Source organism: Clostridium sartagoforme AAU1, assembly GCF_000401215.1.
GTDB classification, from domain to species: domain Bacteria; phylum Bacillota; class Clostridia; order Clostridiales; family Clostridiaceae; genus Clostridium; species Clostridium sartagoforme.
This window is the reverse complement of sequence record NZ_ASRV01000034.1, coordinates 19,287-38,657: the sequence shown is the minus strand read 5'-3', so window position 1 is coordinate 38,657 and position 19,371 is coordinate 19,287. Positions and strand designations below refer to the sequence as shown.

Sequence of the window (19,371 nt, the reverse complement as noted above, 5' to 3'; positions counted from 1 at the left end):
AACTATATATAAGTTAAAACTTTATAATATAGTAATAATATATACTAACACTTAATTAATTAAATAAAAATTAATAATTTTAATACATATTGTATATAGGATATTTTAGTATAAAATATATTTTAAAAGTAGATTTTTTATCATAAACATATTATAAAAGTAGATTTTAGGGAGGATAATATTCTTGAATAAGGGTGGAATTAGATTATATTATAAAAATCAAGAGGAACTTAGTTATGCCTTAAGAGATTACATAGATGATTATTTTGAAGGCAACATAGAGGATGAAGCTTTAGAAGAAAAAATATTCAAAGTTGTAGAATGTAATAAGGTTAAATTTTATAAAGATAATGAGATAGCTAAAAAACCAAAACAAATTTTAGGGAAAACTAGACTTAATGTATTAGAACAAATATTAATGAAAAAAAGAGAAGAATAATCTAATAATTATATTATCATGCAATAATCTATATTTTAAACTTTAAATGGTTCCACTAAAAACCTATATTATTTTATTAATGAATGTAACAAGGAGGAAAGTAGCAATACTTATCCTCCTTTTAACATTTTTAAATTAAGTTTTCTAAATCATCTAATTTAAAACCAAACATTTCTGGAATTATATTATTCATATTTATATAGTCTAGTCTAAAACAGTAAGGAGGCCCCTTAGAGTATAAACTTAAGTAAGTTTTTAAATAGTTCTTCGATTTATCTAAATCATCTATTTTTCATAGCATATGCTTAAAAGTAGATAAATTTCTCTAAAAGCATTATATTTAATTGATAAGCTTTCTCCAATAAATATTGCTTCCTTAAAGTTATTCATTTTATAATAAGTTTTTACAATTAAAAAACTCATATAGCTTTCTATAAAATAATTACTACTTAAATCAAGAGCTTTAATATAGTTATCAATAGCTTTAGTATAATTCTTTAAAAGAAAGTATTCATTAGCAATATTGTAATAATATAAATAGTCTTTCTTATAATTATCAAAAGAAAGGTAAATAGAAAGATTTCTATTGCAACGCTTCATTAAAGATTTTTTATTATAGTCATATCCAAAGTTATATAAAAGCATCTCTGAATTCAAAACTTTATTAATATAAGAATCTTTATATATAGAATTTTTAAGACTTTCATTAATTTTTCCAGAAAAATAAAAACCAGAGTTATTTTTTATAATCCTAAGTAAATATCCACCTTTATAGGGTTTATTATCAATTATGTTTATAAGTTGTAATCTAAAGCCAAGATGAGAAGAATTATTTAATATACTTTTTAATTTAATAATTTGAGTAATATCTAATGCCTCATCACAATCAATGCATAAAATCCAATCCTTAGAGGCAACTTCTAAGGCTTTGTTTTTTGCAGCGCTAAAGTCATTATTCCATAAAAAGTGTATTACTTTAGCATTAAATTCATTGGATATATTAATTGTATTATCAATAGATCCGGTATCAATTAAAATTATTTCATCAGCAATGTTCTGTACGCTTTTAAGACATCTAACTAGATTTTCTTCTTCATTTTTAGCTATAATACAAACGCTTAAAGTACCCAAAGAAAATTTACCTCCAATAAAAGTTGTTTCACTATACAATATGATAATAAATGAAATCTGCTAATAATAGAAAACTAGATAATATTGGCTATTTCTACTTAAATTTACTTATTAGAGGTTATTTTATTAAAAATAAGCATAATATGATAAGTATAAGTATATTATTTAGATTAAGAAATTGGAGGAAACTTATGATTAAAGTTTTGGTAGGAAGTCCGATTCATCAAAAACCTGATATATTAAGAGAGTTTTTAATTTCATTGAAAGAATTAAAAAAAGATGAATTAGATATTCAATATTGTTTCATAGATGACAATAGTATAATGGAATCCTCTTTAATATTAGCGAAATTTAAAGAAGAAGAAAAAAAGGTTACTATATTAAAAAATAATAATACATCCTTATACATTTGCGATGACTATACTCATAGATGGTCTAATGAATTAATAGAAAAAGTATCGAAGTTTAAAAATATTATAATACAGAGAGCTATAAAAGAAAATTTTGATTATCTTTTTCTTATAGATTCAGATTTAATATTACATCCTAATACTTTGAAAAGATTAGTATCATTAAATAAAGAGATAATTTCTAATATATTCTGGACAAAGTGGCAACCAGATTCATATGAGCAACCTCAAGTATGGTTAAAAGACACATATACTTTATATGATAGTGAAGGTGGAGTAGGACTTACTGAAGCAGAAACTTTAAAAAATCATCAGAGTTCTTAGAAATGTTAAAGAAACCTGGGACTTATAAGGTTGGAGGCTTAGGTGCATGTACATTAATATATAAATCAGCTTTAAATAAGGGAGTAAATTTTAATAAGATTTATAATATTTCTTTTTGGGGAGAAGATAGGCATTTTTGCGTAAGAGCAGCAGTTCTAGGAATTCAATTATATGTTGATACCTATTATCCAGCTCATCATATATATAGAAGTGAGGATTTATTAAAAGTAGCCTCATATAAATTAAATAATAAAAATAAGGATTTTCAAATTAATAGTTATAAAGCAAGAGAAGTTATTAAGGTAGCACTTCAAGGTATTAGTGATTATAGTTATAAAAAAGAGCTACCAGTAGGATATCTCAAGTATTTTACACATGATGAAAGGCAAAGGTTAAAAAATAAACTGGAAAATATGAGAAAAATTATATTAGAAGAAAAGATAACTAATAAATTAAATATAGTTAACTATCAAATCCCATTTACTAATAATTTTAATGAAATTGTTGTTAAAGTTATATATAACGAAGAAGGATATAAAAATGGATATAGCTATCATAAAGAGAAACAAGGAAAATGTGTATTACAAAAGGATGAAGAGGACAACTATAAAATTGCTAAATGGATAATTGAAAAGGAAATTGAACCATTAGTAAAGCCTCTTATAAGAAAAGTAAAAGAAGAAAATAATAAGTTAACCTTATCAATGGTAGTAAAAAATGAAGGGAAGAGATTCTTAAGAAAAGTATTAGAGGAAGCAATACAGTATATAGACAATGCAGTTATTATAGATGATGGTAGTACGGATGATACTATCGAAATAATAAATGATGTATTAAAGAATATACCATATGTTTTAATAGAAAATAAAACTTCAAAATTTAGTAATGAGGTAACTTTAAGAAAACAACAATGGATTGAAACAATAAAAACTAATCCAGATTGGATAGTATTTTTAGATGCAGATGAGATATTTGAAGATAAATTTAAATATAAAGTTAAAGATCTTATGAGAAATACTGAAGTTGATGGATATATGTTTAGGTTATATGATTTTTGGGATGAAGATCATTACAGAGAAGATAGCCTATGGAATGCTCATAATACCTATAGATTATTTATGATAAGATATCAAGAAAATTATAATTATTTATTTAGAGAAACTCCTCAGCATTGTGGAAGAATGCCATATAATTGTAATAACTTAGCATATAGTATTAGCGATTTAAGATTAAAACATTATGGTTGGTCCAGATTAGAGGATAGAATAGAAAAATATAATAGGTATATGACATTAGATCCAAATGGAAGATATGGAATACTAAATCAGTATAATTCAATATTGGATCATAGTCCTAACTTAAAGAAATGGGAAGAATAATAAGTAATCAAAATTTAAAATGGAGAATATATAATTTTTGAATTATATATTCTCCATTTTTTAATAAAAGCTATAAAACAAAATATAATTAATAATTTATTATAAGAATTATATCTTTTAATGAAAATCCCTATGGAATATTTCAGTTTTAGAATCATCTTCAAAATCCTTTAATGAATGAATGTTGAGCTTTTCTAATACTGTATCCATAGTATCACTATGAGTAGCTATTTTTATAGGAGAATTATATGCAAAGGAATCTACAGCAATTTTACCTTGTTCTTTAGGTATAAGGGCTTTAGGACCTCCAACGCATCCTCCAACACAACCCATTCCTTCTATAAAATTTGCTTCTATTTCACCACTTAAGGCTTTATTTAAAATGTCTTTACATTCTCTAACTCCTTCAGCTTTAACAGATTTAAATAGTTTTGATTTCTTAGGATATAGCTCTGCAACAGCTTCCCCCACAGCTATAGAAACCCCACCTGTACGCGCATATAATCTTCCACCTCTTGACGCATAATCTTTTGAAGGAATCCCCTGAAGTTTATCAAGTTTGATTTCAAGAGATTTAAATATATTATCTAATTCTTGAAAAGTTAACACAAAATCAATATCTTTAGATAGATCAGGTTCTTTAGCTTCAGCCTTTTTTGCTATACAAGGACCAATAAACACAACTTTAGTATGTGGATTTAATTTCTTTATTACTCTTCCAGCACCAACCATAGGAGAAACAGATGGAGATAAGTCTGGAACTAGCTCCTTATAAACTTTTTTCAACATACCAACCCACATAGGGCAACAACAAGAAGTTATCATTAAATCATTAGGTCCATTAACATGATGATTAAATTCAACAGCCTCTTTAATTGTTATCATATCAGCTGCAAAAGCGACTTCAATCATATCACTAAATCCTATCTTTATAAAAGCAGCACGCAATTGATCCATAGTAACATTTTCTCCAAATTGTCCAATAATAGCAGGAGCAACAGCAGCAATTACAGTTTTATTATTTTTTAATAAATCTAGTATTGGAAGAAAGTCAATTTTATCTAAGAACTTACCATCCTTACAAGAATCAATACATAATCCACAACCAACGCATAAATCATAATTTATATATGTAGATTTATTAGAATCATCATATGATATTGCATCAAATGGACAACTAGATTGACATTTGAATTTATTATTTTCATCTTGTTTACAATTAATATTACAACTATCAAGTTTTTCAATAAATCTTTTATTTACACTATAGTTTGTAATGGCTTTTTTTAAGTTATAAACGTAATTATTATCAAATTCTAAAGATACTCCACAAAGTGATGTAATAATTTTGAAGGTTTCCTGAGGTGAAACTTCATGACATACCATAATTTTAGAAAGAGTTTCATCAAAATTTCCTTCGTAATAAGAGCGCACTAGAGTATCAAAAAGATCATTATATTTATTATGCATCTTATACCTCCCAATAATAATTTTTCTATAGTTTAGTATATATAATTTACTAATTATTAATACTTAAAATTTATAAACTGCTTCGCAAAATATTACATCTTGGTATTAAAATAATGCATCTTAGGATAATATTATTGATATATTTATTAAAAGTAGTAGTATGAGATTATAAAAGTCTAAGGAGAGTTATTATGAAAGTAATAATTAATGAAGATGAAAATAATAATGAAATCGAAGTAATTATAAATTGTAAAAGTATAAACGAGGATGTAATTAATATACTTTCTAAATTAAAAGAAGAGGAAAATGTTATTACAGGACTTAAAGATAATAAGGTTTATATTATAAAACCAGATAATATATTGTATTTTGAATCTGTAGATAAGAAAACATTTATGTACACTAAAAAAGATATTTATGAAAGCAATTTAAGGCTTTATGAAATTGAAGAAAAGTTTTCTACATATCATTTTTTAGAGCGTCTAAATCAACAATAATAAATATCTCTAAAATTTCAGTAATAAATCCTATAATGGGGGGACGTATTGAAGTTCTACTTGAAAATAAAGAAAAATTAATAGTTTCAAGACAATATGTTCCCATACTTAAAGCAAAATTAGATTATTAAAAGGAGACGAAATTAATGAAGGATTTTTATAATATGGGATATGAATTAAAATCATTAACTGGATTATTTTTTATGATGATAATATTGACCTATGGGGTAGTAAGTCTTTTTATTGGAAATAAAATAATGCCTTTAGGATTACTATGGGAATTTATTTCATTAGCATTAATAATTAGTATAATTCAATTTATTTTATATAGTGAAAAATTTTTATCTAAGGTATCAATAAAAATTAAAGTAGTAGCACACTATTTAATACTTTTAGGTATTTTAAATATTTTTATTAATTACTTTAATTGGACAGAGTTATGGGGAATATCTAATAGCATATTCTTTATGATATATACAGGCTATTTTATGCTAGTAACAATAAACTTTTATGCGTATAAAAAATTAACAGGGGAAAGGTTTAATGATAAATTAATAAAATATAAAGAAAATTTATAGTGGGGTGGTAAATATGGAAGCTATTAAAATAAACAATTTGACTAAAAGTTACGGAAAAAACAGGGGAATAAAAAATGTGAACTTAGAAATTAGAGAAGGAGAGATATATGGATTTATAGGTCCAAATGGAGCTGGTAAATCTACAACTATAAAGACATTGCTTAATTTTATTTTTCCTACATTAGGAAGTGCTAAAATATTAGGAAAAGATATTGTTAGTGAAAGTAAACTTATTAAGGAATTTACAAGTTATGTACCAAGTGAAGTAAAATATTACTCAGAAGTTAAAGTAAAGGATATATTGAATTATGCAATTTCATTTTTTGATTATTGTGATAGAAATTATTTAAATGAACTTTGTAATGAATTAGAAGTTGAACTAGATAAAAAAATTGAAGAACTTAGCCTTGGAAATAAAAAGAAGGTAGCTATAGTTCAAGCGCTTTTAAGTAATCCTAAAATAGTAATTTTAGATGAGCCAACAAATGGCTTAGATCCATTAATTCAACAAAAACTATTTAATATATTATTAAAGGAAAAAGCAAAAGGTAAAACCATATTTTTATCATCACATAATCTATCTGAAATAGAAAAGTTTTGTGATAGAGTTGCAGTTATAAAAGAAGGGGAAATAATAGATATACTAGATTTAAATAATATGGATAGAGATTTAGGTAAAAGAATAACTCTAAAATCTATCAATATGGATATGAAAGAAATTGAAGGTATAAGTGAAAGCTTTAAATATGTTAATGAAGAAATTGAGTTTATTTATAAAGGCAATATAAATGAGCTAATAAATTTATTAGCTAAATATAATTTGGATAAGTTGCTAATTGAAGAAGTTAAATTAGAAGAAGCCTTTTTAAATTATTATGAAGGAGAGAATAAATAATGAATATATTTAAATTTGAATTTAAAAGAAATATAAAATCATTAATATATTGGAGCATAGGAACTTCTGCAATTATAGTTTTATTTATGGCATTATTTCCAAGCATGAAGGATATGGGAATGAAGGAGTTAGTAGGTGCCAAATTAGATTCACTTCCACCAGCTATTCTAGAAGCCTTTAATTTTTCAAGTACTACTGATTTTAGTAACATAAATGATTTTCTTGCATATTGTCTTCAATATGTTGCAATGGCTTTTGGTATTTATGGTGCAATGCTAGGGGTTAACTCTATAATTGAAGAAGAAAGCGAAGGGACAATAGAATTTTTGTATTCTAAGCCAGTATCAAGAAATAAAATTCTTTGGAGTAAGATATTATCAAGAGTTGTATATCTTCTTGTATTTTTAGTTATTGTTGTAGCTGTTACGGTAGGTATATCTATTACAGTTAAGCCAACTGAAGTAAATATGATAGATCTTTCAATAAATATAAAAAGTATGTTTATTGGAATGGCATTTTTAGGATATATATTTATGGCAATTGGAGTAGCTATATCAACAATTCTAAAAAGGGGGAAAGCTGCAACTAGTATAGGAGTAAGTTTGTTTTTTATGACATATATACTAGGTATTTTATCTAAACTAAAAGAAGAATTTTCATTTATAAAATACTTCTCTCCATATGAATGGGTAATTCCATCAAATATAATAAAGGATGGATTTGAAGCAAAGTTTATAATATTAGGCTTTTTGCTTATAGCAATATCATTACTTATTTCTAGTGTCATTTATAAAAAGAAGGATATGAATATAAATTAAAACAGAAGCTTTGCTACAATATAAAATTAATAATGAAAAGTGTAAAACTTAAAAATAAATATATTTTTAAATTAGGAGCTGTTATCACAGCTCCTAATTTTATATAATAACAAACCAAACGCAATAAAGTCTATGAATTTGTAGACAAAAACAATAAATTGTTGTAAAATTTAATAAATGAAATATTATGGAGGTATAATAATGGATAATGAGTTTTTTTGGAGAGCTTCTATAGATGAAATAGAAAATGGATTTGTAGAAACTGAAGAATATATAAAATGTATAGTATGTGAAGAAGTATTTATTAAAGGCAGAATATACGAGATAGGTGATAATTTATATGATGCTAAAAAGGCTGCGCAGCTTCATGTAAAAGAAAAACACAATTCTATGTTAGGTTATTTACTGAGTATGAACTCCCTTTATACAGGAATATCATCATCTCAAAAAGCAATAATTGAATTAATAGCTTTAGGACTTAACGATAAAGAAATAGCATCAAAATTGGGTATTGCAAATTCTACTATTAGAAATCATAGGTATAAATTAAGAGAAAAAGAAAAGCAAGCTAAGTTATTTTTAGCCACTATGAATTTACTTGCTAAAAATACAAATAAAGATATAAACATGCTGGAAGAAGATGTTATTTGTGATGCACACAAAGGGGCAACAACCTTAGATGATAGATTTAATATAACTAAGGAAGAAAAAATTAAAGTAATAGAAACTTATGTAGATGAAAATGGTGCATTAAAGAGTTATCCAGCTAGAGAAAAGAAAAAAATCATAATATTAGAAGAAATAACTAAAAACTTTAATGTTGGAAAGATATATTCTGAAAAAGAAATAAATAGGGTATTAAAAAGAATATATGAAGACTATGCAACAATAAGAAGAGCTTTAATTCAATATGGATTTTTGGATAGATCTAAAGATTGTAGTGAATATTGGGTGAAGGAATAATGATAAAGAATATTTTAGAATTAAATAATGATGAAAGAATTTCAGCATTAGAGTATATAAAAAATAATGAAAATACTAAATTATCATTATATGAAATTGAAAAAGATCTTAAGGGTAAGATTTCTAATTATGGGGAAGGTGTATTATTTTATTTTCATAAAGATAAAATAGCAGGTAAGTTATCAGTAATATTAGAGGTTGTAGATAAATTAAAAACTATTTATATTAATAAAGTAATTTGTCAAAAGGATAATAAAGAAATATTAAATAAACTAATTCACAGTTCATTAGAATTAGCTAATAAATACAAAGCAAATAAAGTTCTACTTGGAATAAGAGATAAGGATTTACTTAACCTAGCACAAGAAATTGGGTTAGAAAGAAGTTATTCATCCTTTAATATGATTTTAAATAATAGAGAGAAAGAAAATGATGTATTAGATAAAATTAAATTATCAAAGAAAAATATTAAGGAATATGTTGATGTATATAATAAGTCTTTTATGGATATGCCTCATGGAACCTATATAGAAATTGAAGAAGCAGAAGGATATTTAGAAAATAAAAATGACAATGAAGATCATTTTATTATAATAGATAAAGGTGAAAGCATAGGTTTTTTAAATACCAGTATTGAAGGAAATAAAGGCTTTTTCGATATAGGATTAATAAAAGAGTATAGGGGAAAAGGCTATGGTAAAAAATTATTAGAAACAGCAATACAATACTTAAATGAAAAGGAAGTAGAAGAAATTTGCTTAACAGTAATAGAAAAGAATGACATTGCTTATGAAATGTATAAAAAGAGAGGATTTAAGGTTTATAATAAATTAAGTGATTGGATAGAAATTAGATAAGTGAAACATATTTATTTAATATTTCATTGACTATAATTAGGAGGGTTACCATGAATTCTATAGATATTAAAGATTCAACTAATACAATTAAAAATACTTTAAAGTTTCAGTTTGATATATCATGGCAATTGTTAGAGTTTCATCTTACGAATATTGAAGATGAAGAATGTATTTGGAGACCTGCTTCAAATGGACTTCATGTTTATAAGAATTCAGGAGTATGGTGTGCAGATTGGCCAGAAACAGAAGAGTATAGTATTGGACCAGCAAGTATTGCTTGGGTTACTTGGCATATAATTTATTGGTGGTCAATGGTCTTAGATCATTCTTTTGGAGAAGGAACTTTAACTAGGAATTATATAAATTGGCCTGGTAATATTATAGATGTTAAGAAAAAAATATATGAACTCCGTGAAGAGTGGATGAGAATATTGACTTCTTTATCTGATGAAGATTTTATTTCTACTGAAAGAACTAAATGGCCATTTACAGATAGGCCTTTTTATGAACTTGTAGCATGGTTAAATGTTGAACTTATGAAGAATGCCGCTGAAATTGGCTACTGTAGATTCCTATACGCTTCTCAAAAATAAAAAAGGTCATATCTACGGGTGCCATGATTAAGAATTATGAACCGTACCATAAATAAATTATATTTTAAAAAATTAAAATAGACAGCTGATTGTAATTTAACTTATTATAGTCAACTGTCTATACCTTTCTTAAAGTTATTTGATAGAAAATAAAGATATCCTTATTTCAATTGCCTCCATTTATTTTCCATTAAAGGAGGAGTATAGTTTTCCATTAGTTTTATTAGTTCTGAAGGAGAATCTGAGATTGATATAAGTTTAAGGTTTGATTCTCTCATGAAACCTTCATCACAAGAATTTTTAATCATATGTATAAGAGGATCAAAGAAACTTGATATATTTAATACTCCAATAGGTTTTTTGTGAATACCAAGCTGAGACCAACTAAGTATTTCAAAGAGTTCTTCAAAAGTTCCTAATCCACCAGGAAGAGCTATAAATCCATCTGAAAGATCAGCCATAATTTGTTTTCTTTCATGCATGTTTTTAACTTCAATAAGTTCAGTTAAGTTATTATGAACCATTTCGCCTGAAAAAAGTCTTTTGGGCATAACCCCAATAACTTTTCCCTTATTATTTAAAACTTCATTTGCGATTTCCCCCATAAGGCCAATTCTTGAGCCTCCATATACCAATTCAATATTGTTTTTAGCTAGTATTTTTCCAAGTAGTTTAGTATTTTCTTTGTATTCTGGTTTAGAACCAAGATTTGATCCAGAATAAATACAGATTCTTTTCATAAGGTACCTCCTAAATATTTTTTTAATTTAGATTTAATATAAATTTATAATTAATTATTTTGAATAATGTAAACACCTAGGATTAATAAAATTACGCCTAGTATTCTTTTTCCTGTTAGCAAGTGAGTCTGATTTCCTAATAAGCCAAAATGATCAAATATAACAGATAAGAGTATCTGTCCACATATAATAAGGCTAAACATATTTGCAAATCCAATTTTAGGAGAAGAAAGTATTGTTGTTAGAATATAAAAGGCTCCAAGTAATCCTCCAGATAGCATCCACCATCTTATATTTTTAATGTTATTAGAAACATTTAATGAAGTAGAGCCATTTATTACTGTAAAGAATAATACTATTGCAAGTCCTAGAGTTCCTACACCAAAGCTAATGAGAGATGAAATTATAGGATTTCCTATTTTTGAACGAAGAACTCTATTTAATCCACTTTGCATAGTTAAGGCAAATCCAGCAACTAATGACAGCAAGTAATATAAAAATATCAATTTAAAACCTCCAACTTTTTATTTATTGATTAACTTTTCTAAAGAAATTATAATTAGAAACAATGATATAAGTAAAATCGATTTTTAGTATAGGAGGTATATTAAAATTTTATATGGATATTAATTTTGAACTTTATAAAATTTTTTACATTACTGCGAAATTAGGTAGCATATCTAAGGCAGCTAAAGAACTTTTCACATCACAACCAGCAGTTAGTCAATCTATAAAGCTATTAGAAGGAAAGTTAGGGGGACAATTGTTTTATAGAACACCAAAAGGAGTTTGTCTTACAGTAGAAGGCGAAGTTCTTTTTAAATATATAGAGCAAGGATATGGGCTTATGCAGACGGCAGAAAGAAAGTTTTTAGAACTGAAGAATCTTAATATAGGACAAGTAAGAATTGCTGTATGTAGTGCATTATGCAAACATTATTTAATGAAGTATCTAGAAGAATATAATTTAAATTATCCAAATATAAAAATTTATATTAAAGATATGGCAAGTCATGAAATATTAAAATCTTTAAATTCTGGAGAAATAGATATAGGAATCTTTAATATGCACATAGAAACTAATAGTTCTATTGAGATTGTTAAAACATTTAAAATACAAGATTGTTTTGTTGTTGGAGATAAATATAAAGATATTACAAAGGAGCAAATAGACTTGAAGAAACTAATAGATAATTATCCTATTCTTCTCCTTGGCAAGGGTGGAAACACAAGAGAGTATTTAGATAATTATTTTACTTCAAATGGTGTAACAGTAGTACCACAAATGGAGTTAAGTAACATGGAATTATTGATTGAATCTGCTAAAAAAGGTTTTGGAGTTTCAAATGTTATAAAAGATTATGTTCAAAAGGAATTAGAAGAGAAAGAATTATATGAAGTTTCTATTAAAGAAAAAATTCCAGAAAGATCTCTTGGAATAGCAATTAAAAAGGATATTCCTATGTCTACAGCAACGCAGAAGTTTATTGAAGTTATTAAAAAGTAGATTAGTTAATTAACTATACATAATGTTAAAAGATTGTCTATTGTGTGTATTGTAAAATTTCAAATATAATTTATAATAATTTCATGATGGTTAAAGGATAATTTCAATATAAAAACCTCACTTGCAGTAGTTATGGAGAATCGTAACACATATAAATGAGGTTAAAATTTAATCATAACAGATAAAATTATAAAATAGCGATACACGTACAGTTCATGAATGTATTAGTATAAATGTTTAATGTATAAAAAATAATAAGAAATCAGTGATAGAGGTATAAGAATAAGTTAATAGATATATATAAGAAATTATAATAAATGATATAATAATATACGATGCAATATTTATATAATTTTATAGGGTAAAAAAGAAAGGAGGAACTTTAGTGGGGATACTAAAGAAATTTTATGGATAATAATATAAATATATTAGTTGTAGAGGATGATTTAGATATAAATAATCTTCTATGTAAGATATTAATTAAAGAAGGATATAATATAAGATCTGCATATTCAGGAACAGAAGCTAGAATGTGTATGGAACAGTATGAGTATCATCTTATTTTGCTTGATTTAATGTTACCAGGAATAAGTGGAGAAGAGATTATTAAGCATATAAGAAAGATAAAAACAATGCCTATAATAGTTATATCTGCAAAGGCTGAACAAGATGTTAAGGTAGAAACTCTTAGGCTTGGAGCAGATGATTTTATATCAAAACCCTTTGATACCAATGAGGTCATAGCAAGGGTTCAGTCTCAATTAAGACGCTATATGGTATTTTCAAAGCCTAAGGAGAAAGATCGGATATTAAGACATAAGGATTTAATTTTAAATAGAGATACTGTAGAGGTTACCTTAGATGGAAAGCCTGTTATTCTTACAGCAAGAGAGTTTTGTATATTAGAGCTTTTAATGGCTAATCCCAATAAGGTATTTACAAAGTCAAATTTATTTGAACATGTTTGGAATGAGGAATTCTTAGGAGATGACAATACAATAAATGTTCATATAAGTAATCTTCGCTCAAAGCTTTCTAAAATCAAACCTAATGATGAGTATATTCATACTGTATGGGGAATTGGATTTAAGATAAGTCAATAAAATTAATACTTTCTTAAGTTTTTCTTTAAGGTATCTTGTTGATTATACTTTAATATATAGTTATACAAGAAAAGGAGGAAAATTTGAGTTATGGATACAATACTTAAAACAAAAAATTTAACTAAGAAGTATCATAATCAATTGGCAGTAAATAATGTTAATATGGAAATAAAACAAGGAGATATATATGGACTTGTTGGAAAAAATGGAGCAGGAAAAACAACTCTTCTTAGAATGATAAGTGGGCTTACAATGCCATCTAGTGGGGAAATTGATTTGTTTAATGAAACATCATCTCAAGGATTAAATAAATCAAGAATGAGAACGGGAGCTATAATTGAAACGCCTAGCTTTTTCCCTTATTTATCCGCAAAAAAGAATCTTGAATATTATAGGATTCAAAGAGGGATAGCAGAAAAAGACTCCATAGATTATGCTCTTAAAATTGTAGGGTTACATGATACAGGAAATAAAAAATTCAAGAATTTCTCTCTAGGTATGAAGCAAAGATTGGGATTAGCACTTACAATAATGTCTAGTCCAGATATACTTATTTTAGACGAGCCTATAAATGGTCTTGATCCTACTGGAATAGTAGAATTTAGGGAGATATTATTAAAGCTTAATAGAGAGAGAAATACAACAATACTTATATCAAGTCATATATTAAGTGAACTTTCTCAACTTGCAACTACTTATGGCTTCATTCATAATGGTGTATTTTTAGAACAATTATCTTCAGAGGAGCTAAGTAACAAGTGTAGAAAAGCCTTGGCTATAAAGGTAAGTGATACAGCAAAAGCAGCTGCTATAATTGAGAGAGAACTTGGAAGCAGTGAATATGAAATTCTAAATGATAATGAAATAAAATTGTATGATCTTATGAATGTTCCGGAGAAGGTGTCTAAAGTTCTTATAAATAATAATATTATGTTATACTCCATGAGTTCAGAAGGAGTAAACCTAGAAAATTACTTTATAAATTTAATTGGGGGTGGACATAATGCTTAATTATATAAGAGCAGATATTTACAGGAATCTTAATAGAAAATATTTTTGGATTTATACAGGAATAATAGCTGCAATGTCAGTATTAGTTACAGTGCTTTTTAAGATTTCAAGTATTCCAGATAAAAATTTTAATTTAGTACTTGATATAGCTACTCAAGCATTTACTCTTCCTATATATTTAGTAGGAGTATTTGTTGAAATGGCAACTAGTGATGAGCAAAAAAATCAAACCTTTAAAAATGTAGTATCTTTTGGAGTTACAAGAAATACAATAGCTATTTCTAAGGTTATTACTGCAGTTATTCTTTCAATGCTATCAGCATTTATTATATTAACTGCATTTTCAATAAGTGGTTTAATATTTTTAGGGGGACCAAGTGACTTCTTATCAGAATTTCTTATCAGATTTGCACTGGCAAGTGTATTATGGATAGCAGCAATATCTATAGGTACATTTATAGCATTAGTTTTTAATAGTAGCAATATTTCTGCTTTTGTATATTTTGGAATATTCTTAATGACTAAAAATATTATAGCTATATTATCACTACTTGTTTGGGAGAAATTTAGCTATTTAAATAATTACCTTATTTCTACTAAGTTAAATATTTTAGCTAGTGAGCCTTTAACTATTGAAAATATAGGACCTGCAATACTAGTAGGAGTTGTATACACTGTAGTATTTACAGGATTAAGTATGTTATATTTAAGGAAGAAAGAAATTAAATAGATATTTATAAATTTAATTCTAAAGATTAAAGAGAAAGGTGTGACATATATGATTTTTATAATAGTTATTTGTCTTACCATTATATTGAGTATAGTTGTCACACTTTACATCTTATTAAGAAAAGAAATAAAAAGTGTGGAGAATCAACTTAGGTATATAAATAAAAATAAAACAAATTCAAGGGTATTATTGAAGACAGGAAATAAGAATGTTGAGAGGTTAATTTTAGAAATAAATAATAATATAGATTTAAAACAGAAAACAGAAGTTAATTACAGAAAGATGGATTTAGAACTTAAAGAATCAATTTCCAATATATCACATGATCTTAGAACACCTCTTACATCGGTAATGGGATATTTGCAGCTCATGGAGGATCCTAATATAAGCCAGTTTGAGAAAAACGAGTATATGAATATAATAAAGGATAGAACAAAATCTTTACAGATGTTAATAACTAGTTTCTATGATTTATCAAGACTTGAAGGGAAGGAATATAAATTTAATTTCGAATTAATTAATCTATCTAATTTGATTTGTGATTCAATAGCTTCATTTTATAATGATTTTACCAATAAAGGTATAGAGCCTTATATTGATATAGATGAAAACGCACCTAGTATTATTGGAGATGAAAATGCTGTAAAGAGGATATTATTTAATTTAATACAAAATGCGTTGAAGTATGGAGAAAGCTTTGTATCAATAAGTTTAAAGCATAGAGATGATTATATAATTACAACTTTTACAAATGAGGCTAAAAACTTAAGTGAAGAAGATTCAAAGTGCTTATTTCAAAGGTTTTTTACAGCAGATCGTACTAGAAGTGGTAAGAGCACTGGTATTGGTCTTGCTATAACAAAAGAATTAGTGGAACAGATGGGACATGAAATTTCATCTGAACTAAAAGATGGTAAATTAAGTATCATAATAATATGGAAAATAAAAAATATACATAAGTAGTAGAATTTGTATTAATTTTACTGCTTATTTTTTTGTGAAATTTAACTGGAATTTAAGATCTGAATATTATCAATGATGCTTTGTATATCTAAAGCTCAAATTTATTAAGAATACTGAATAGATTAACTACTTTCAGCAAATTAGGAACAGTTTTCATTTATTCTTGATGTTATACTATAACTACCACGTGGGGAAATGTGAGTGAAAGTTTGGATTATAATGATGCGATAGAAATATGTATTGAATTCATTGAGGAAAATATTAAAAATGAATTAACTTATGCTGTATTTACAACGCCTCCTATTAATACAAGTACTGAGGCTGGAAATAATGATTTTGCAAATGTTATTAAAAAAACTTGGAAATATATATTTGAAGAGTGGTTTAAAGACAGCGGATATGTATTTGATGAAACAAAATTAGATTTCGAATATTATGATGAGAGGTGTCATCCAGTTATAGATACTGTAATGGATATCTATGTACCAATATTAAAAAGAGAAATATAGAGTTTTATATAAAGCTCTAAAAAATAATTAAAAATATTAATAGATAAATGAAAAAAAGTAGACTTAAGCAATTGTATAATTATTAAGTCTATTTTTATAGTTAAGAATATTATTTATATTGACACTAAATATGATTAAGTATATTATAGATAAATACAGTCTATAATATAATATTAGTTAAGGAGAAATGATGTGAAATATACTAAAGCTACAAATTATGCACTACATATAGTTGCATATATAATTAAAAATGATGATGGAAAAAATATAAGCTTATATCCTTTAGCGAATTACTTTAATATATCTCCAAGCTATTTATCTAAAATTTTAACCAAGTTAGTAAAAGCTGATATAATCCAATCAACTCCAGGTGTAAATGGAGGATATATATTATATAAAAATAAAGAAGATATTTCACTTTTAGATGTTATTGAGGCAATAGAAGGAAATAGCAGCATATTCACTTGTGAAATGCAGGAAAAAAGTGAATGTAAAATTCAAAATGCTATATTAGAGGCAGAGGGTGTAATGAAAATATACCTTAAAAACAAAAAATATTTGAAATAATTTAAAATATATAAAATATTTTCATATTCATATTATAGACAATTCGAATCTATAATATGGTTAATTAAATAATAAAGCAAAAAATATATTTAAAGGAGAATAAAATATGACTGAGTTTTGGGAAAAAAGTTTTATAGAAAAGCAAACGATGTGGGGATTTGAACCATCAGAATCAGCTATTAGGGTAAAAGATTTTTTTGTTGAAAATAATATAAAAGATATATTAATACCAGGCATTGGTTACGGAAGAAATGCAAAGGTGTTTATTGATAATAATATAAATGTTACAGGAATCGAGATTTCAAAAACAGCTATTGATTTGGCAAGACAATATGGTATTAATATTAATATTTATAATGGTTCAGTTGCAGATATGCCTTTTGAAAATAAGCTTTATGAAGGGATATTTAGCTATGCACTTATTCATTTATTAAATGAAAGTGAGAGAAAAAAGTTTATTAGTGATTGTTACAAACAATTAAAACAAAATGGATATATGATATTTACGGCTATCTCCCAAAAGGCGCCTATGTTTGGAAAAGGTAGAAAAATTAATGAAAATTATTATGAAACAATGTCAGGAGTAAAAATCTTTTTTTATGATTCTGAGTCAATAAAAAAGGAGTTTCAAGAATATGGACTTGTAGAATTTTATGAGATTGAAGAAAGAGATAGTGATAATAAAGATAAACCGCCAATGAAGTTTTTATTAATAAAATGTAAAAAGTAAATAGTTTAAATAAGAGTGAAATAGGAATTTAGCGAGGTGATATAATGGGTAAATTATCAAAGTTACCAAACATAGGTAATGAAATTGAGCGACAATTGAATCAAGTTGGTGTAACTACATATGACGAATTGAAACACTTAGGAGCTGAAAATGCATGGCTTAGAATACAGGGAATTGATGAATCTGCATGTATGAACAGATTGCTAGCATTAGAGGGTGCATTGCAAGGATTTAAAAAGACATTACTGACAGATGAGCGCAAGTTAGAATTAAAGAAATTTTATAATTTGCATAGAAAATAATTGCAGATAAATTTATGGTTGAATTAAGTATTTAAAGCCAATCTACTTTAGGTAAGCTTAAGAAGATGGGCTTTAATACTAAGTTCAGTTATGGATAAATTCAACTTCATTAAGCATTTAATGCTTCTCATAAGTTAAATTTATGTTTTTAGAGGTAAAACCTCTTTGCTTTTCATTTTTTTATTTCTAACCTTACATTAAGTGTTCAATTAGTATTTTAATTCCTATGCCTATTAAAATGACTCCACCAATCATTTCTGCATAATTTTGAACATACTGTCCAAGTTTTTTGCCAAGAAAAACTGCTAAAAAGCTTAATACAAAAGTAGTTATTCCTATTATTGTTATAGAGGGAACAATACTAACACTTAAAAATGCAAAGCTTACCCCAACTGCTAAAGCATCAATACTAGTTGCAATAGCTAAAACAGTTAGTTTCTTATAAGAAAATTCATCTCTTTCACATTCTGTAGCTAGCTCTGTATCTTTATCAGCTTTTAGTTCTTTAATAGATTCTATTAACATTTTTCCACCTATAATTCCAAGTAGTATAAAAGCTATCCAATGATCAAAAGATTTTATATAGATTTCAAAATACCTGCCAAACCACCAGCCTAGTAAAGGCATAAAGGCTTGGAAGCCGCCAAAGAATGCTGCAACTCTAAAAGAGCATTTAAATTCATCTTCTTTTAAACAAATCCCCTTAGCTAATGAAACAGCAAAGGCATCCATAGATAAGCCTATTCCTGTCATAAAAATTGAAAAAAACCCCATTGTATGTACTCCTTTATTATAGAATTTATTGCAAAATCCTAAATAATATTTAGGATTTTATTGCCTCTTTATGGATTATAA

The 19,371-nt window shown here is 26.2% G+C and carries 22 protein-coding genes and 2 pseudogenes; 19 read left to right on the top strand and 5 right to left on the bottom strand.

Features of this window, described 5'->3' with window-relative positions; all coding sequences use genetic code 11:
* The first annotated feature begins 184 nt into the window (after positions 1-184).
* Complete coding sequence (locus A500_RS03155) at positions 185-439, top strand: TIGR04540 family protein (RefSeq protein ID WP_016206141.1); 255 nt, start codon at positions 185-187, stop codon at positions 437-439.
* 285 nt (positions 440-724) lie between these two features.
* Here A500_RS03155 and A500_RS03150 read toward each other — a convergent pair whose 3' ends face one another.
* Entirely contained in the window at positions 725-1,570 is an 846-nt protein-coding gene (locus A500_RS03150) for a tetratricopeptide repeat-containing glycosyltransferase family 2 protein (protein WP_016206140.1), read from the bottom strand.
* Positions 1,571-1,761: 191 nt separating this feature from the next.
* Here A500_RS03150 and A500_RS19330 point away from each other — a divergent pair, with 191 nt between their 5' ends.
* Positions 1,762-2,304 (top strand): glycosyltransferase family 2 protein, encoded by a 543-nt coding sequence (locus tag A500_RS19330; RefSeq protein ID WP_016206139.1) that lies wholly within the window; start codon positions 1,762-1,764, stop codon positions 2,302-2,304.
* A 2-nt stretch (positions 2,305-2,306) separates the two neighbouring features.
* Positions 2,307-3,683 carry a glycosyltransferase gene (locus A500_RS03145; protein WP_016206138.1) on the top strand — a complete coding sequence of 459 codons (1,377 nt, stop codon included), beginning with the start codon at positions 2,307-2,309 and terminating at the stop codon, positions 3,681-3,683.
* Positions 3,684-3,800: 117 nt separating this feature from the next.
* On the opposite strand, the gene A500_RS03140 is transcribed toward A500_RS03145, so the two are convergent.
* Complete coding sequence (locus tag A500_RS03140) at positions 3,801-5,153, bottom strand: [Fe-Fe] hydrogenase large subunit C-terminal domain-containing protein (RefSeq protein WP_016206137.1); 1,353 nt, start codon at positions 5,151-5,153, stop codon at positions 3,801-3,803.
* Between the two features lie 191 nt (positions 5,154-5,344).
* Here A500_RS03140 and A500_RS03135 point away from each other — a divergent pair.
* From A500_RS03135 to A500_RS03105, 7 genes and pseudogenes are all read left to right on the top strand, one after another.
* A pseudogene (locus A500_RS03135) lies at positions 5,345-5,781 on the top strand (LytTR family DNA-binding domain-containing protein).
* Between the two features lie 15 nt (positions 5,782-5,796).
* Positions 5,797-6,228, top strand: a complete 432-nt coding sequence (locus A500_RS03130) for a hypothetical protein (RefSeq protein ID WP_016206135.1) — start codon at positions 5,797-5,799, stop codon at positions 6,226-6,228.
* A gap of 13 nt (positions 6,229-6,241) precedes the next feature.
* Positions 6,242-7,123: an ABC transporter ATP-binding protein gene (locus A500_RS03125; protein WP_016206134.1), complete on the top strand. Its 882-nt coding sequence runs from the start codon at positions 6,242-6,244 to the stop codon at positions 7,121-7,123.
* The gene (locus A500_RS03120; protein WP_016206133.1) at positions 7,123-7,941 is read left to right on the top strand and encodes an ABC transporter permease subunit; all 819 of its coding nucleotides are present in this window, start codon (positions 7,123-7,125) and stop codon (positions 7,939-7,941) included. The genes A500_RS03125 and A500_RS03120 overlap by 1 nt, the downstream gene beginning before the upstream one ends.
* Positions 7,942-8,142: 201 nt before the next feature.
* On the top strand, positions 8,143-8,904 hold the full coding sequence (locus A500_RS03115; protein ID WP_016206132.1) for a DUF2087 domain-containing protein: 762 nt from the start codon (positions 8,143-8,145) through the stop codon (positions 8,902-8,904).
* Positions 8,904-9,761, top strand: a complete 858-nt coding sequence (locus A500_RS03110; RefSeq protein ID WP_016206131.1) for a GNAT family N-acetyltransferase — start codon at positions 8,904-8,906, stop codon at positions 9,759-9,761. Before A500_RS03115 ends, A500_RS03110 begins: the two co-directional genes overlap by 1 nt.
* Positions 9,762-9,811: 50 nt before the next feature.
* Complete coding sequence (locus tag A500_RS03105) at positions 9,812-10,354, top strand: DinB family protein (RefSeq protein WP_016206130.1); 543 nt, start codon at positions 9,812-9,814, stop codon at positions 10,352-10,354.
* Between the two features lie 161 nt (positions 10,355-10,515).
* On the opposite strand, the gene A500_RS03100 is transcribed toward A500_RS03105, so the two are convergent.
* Positions 10,516-11,094 carry an LOG family protein gene (locus A500_RS03100; RefSeq protein WP_016206129.1) on the bottom strand — a complete coding sequence of 193 codons (579 nt, stop codon included), beginning with the start codon at positions 11,092-11,094 and terminating at the stop codon, positions 10,516-10,518.
* A gap of 50 nt (positions 11,095-11,144) precedes the next feature.
* A complete protein-coding gene (locus A500_RS03095; protein WP_016206128.1) occupies positions 11,145-11,600 on the bottom strand; it encodes a DMT family transporter in 456 nt (151 codons plus the stop codon).
* A 113-nt stretch (positions 11,601-11,713) separates the two neighbouring features.
* Between A500_RS03095 and A500_RS03090 the strand changes: the two genes are divergently transcribed.
* The 9 genes and pseudogenes from A500_RS03090 (at position 11,714) to A500_RS03050 (ending at position 18,516) form a co-directional block, all read left to right on the top strand.
* A complete protein-coding gene (locus A500_RS03090) occupies positions 11,714-12,601 on the top strand; it encodes a LysR family transcriptional regulator (RefSeq protein ID WP_016206127.1) in 888 nt (295 codons plus the stop codon).
* 407 nt (positions 12,602-13,008) lie between these two features.
* Positions 13,009-13,704 (top strand): response regulator transcription factor, encoded by a 696-nt coding sequence (locus A500_RS03085; RefSeq protein ID WP_016206126.1) that lies wholly within the window; start codon positions 13,009-13,011, stop codon positions 13,702-13,704.
* 90 nt (positions 13,705-13,794) lie between these two features.
* Complete coding sequence (locus A500_RS03080; protein WP_016206125.1) at positions 13,795-14,715, top strand: ATP-binding cassette domain-containing protein; 921 nt, start codon at positions 13,795-13,797, stop codon at positions 14,713-14,715.
* Complete coding sequence (locus A500_RS03075) at positions 14,708-15,445, top strand: ABC transporter permease (RefSeq protein ID WP_016206124.1); 738 nt, start codon at positions 14,708-14,710, stop codon at positions 15,443-15,445. Before A500_RS03080 ends, A500_RS03075 begins: the two co-directional genes overlap by 8 nt.
* Before the next feature lie 135 nt (positions 15,446-15,580).
* Complete coding sequence (locus A500_RS03070) at positions 15,581-16,408, top strand: sensor histidine kinase (RefSeq protein WP_242835033.1); 828 nt, start codon at positions 15,581-15,583, stop codon at positions 16,406-16,408.
* Positions 16,409-16,677: 269 nt separating this feature from the next.
* Positions 16,678-16,917 (top strand): annotated as a pseudogene (locus A500_RS03065) (GyrI-like domain-containing protein); the annotation flags it as partial.
* Between the two features lie 192 nt (positions 16,918-17,109).
* The gene (locus A500_RS03060; RefSeq protein ID WP_016206121.1) at positions 17,110-17,484 is read left to right on the top strand and encodes an RrF2 family transcriptional regulator; all 375 of its coding nucleotides are present in this window, start codon (positions 17,110-17,112) and stop codon (positions 17,482-17,484) included.
* 106 nt (positions 17,485-17,590) lie between these two features.
* Positions 17,591-18,214 (top strand): class I SAM-dependent methyltransferase, encoded by a 624-nt coding sequence (locus tag A500_RS03055; RefSeq protein ID WP_016206120.1) that lies wholly within the window; start codon positions 17,591-17,593, stop codon positions 18,212-18,214.
* Between the two features lie 44 nt (positions 18,215-18,258).
* Positions 18,259-18,516, top strand: coding sequence for a TfoX/Sxy family protein (locus tag A500_RS03050; RefSeq protein ID WP_016206119.1), 258 nt, complete (start codon positions 18,259-18,261; stop codon positions 18,514-18,516).
* Between the two features lie 192 nt (positions 18,517-18,708).
* Here A500_RS03050 and A500_RS03045 read toward each other — a convergent pair whose 3' ends face one another.
* On the bottom strand, positions 18,709-19,290 hold the full coding sequence (locus A500_RS03045) for a manganese efflux pump MntP (RefSeq protein WP_016206118.1): 582 nt from the start codon (positions 19,288-19,290) through the stop codon (positions 18,709-18,711).
* Between the last annotated feature and the right edge of the window lie 81 nt (positions 19,291-19,371).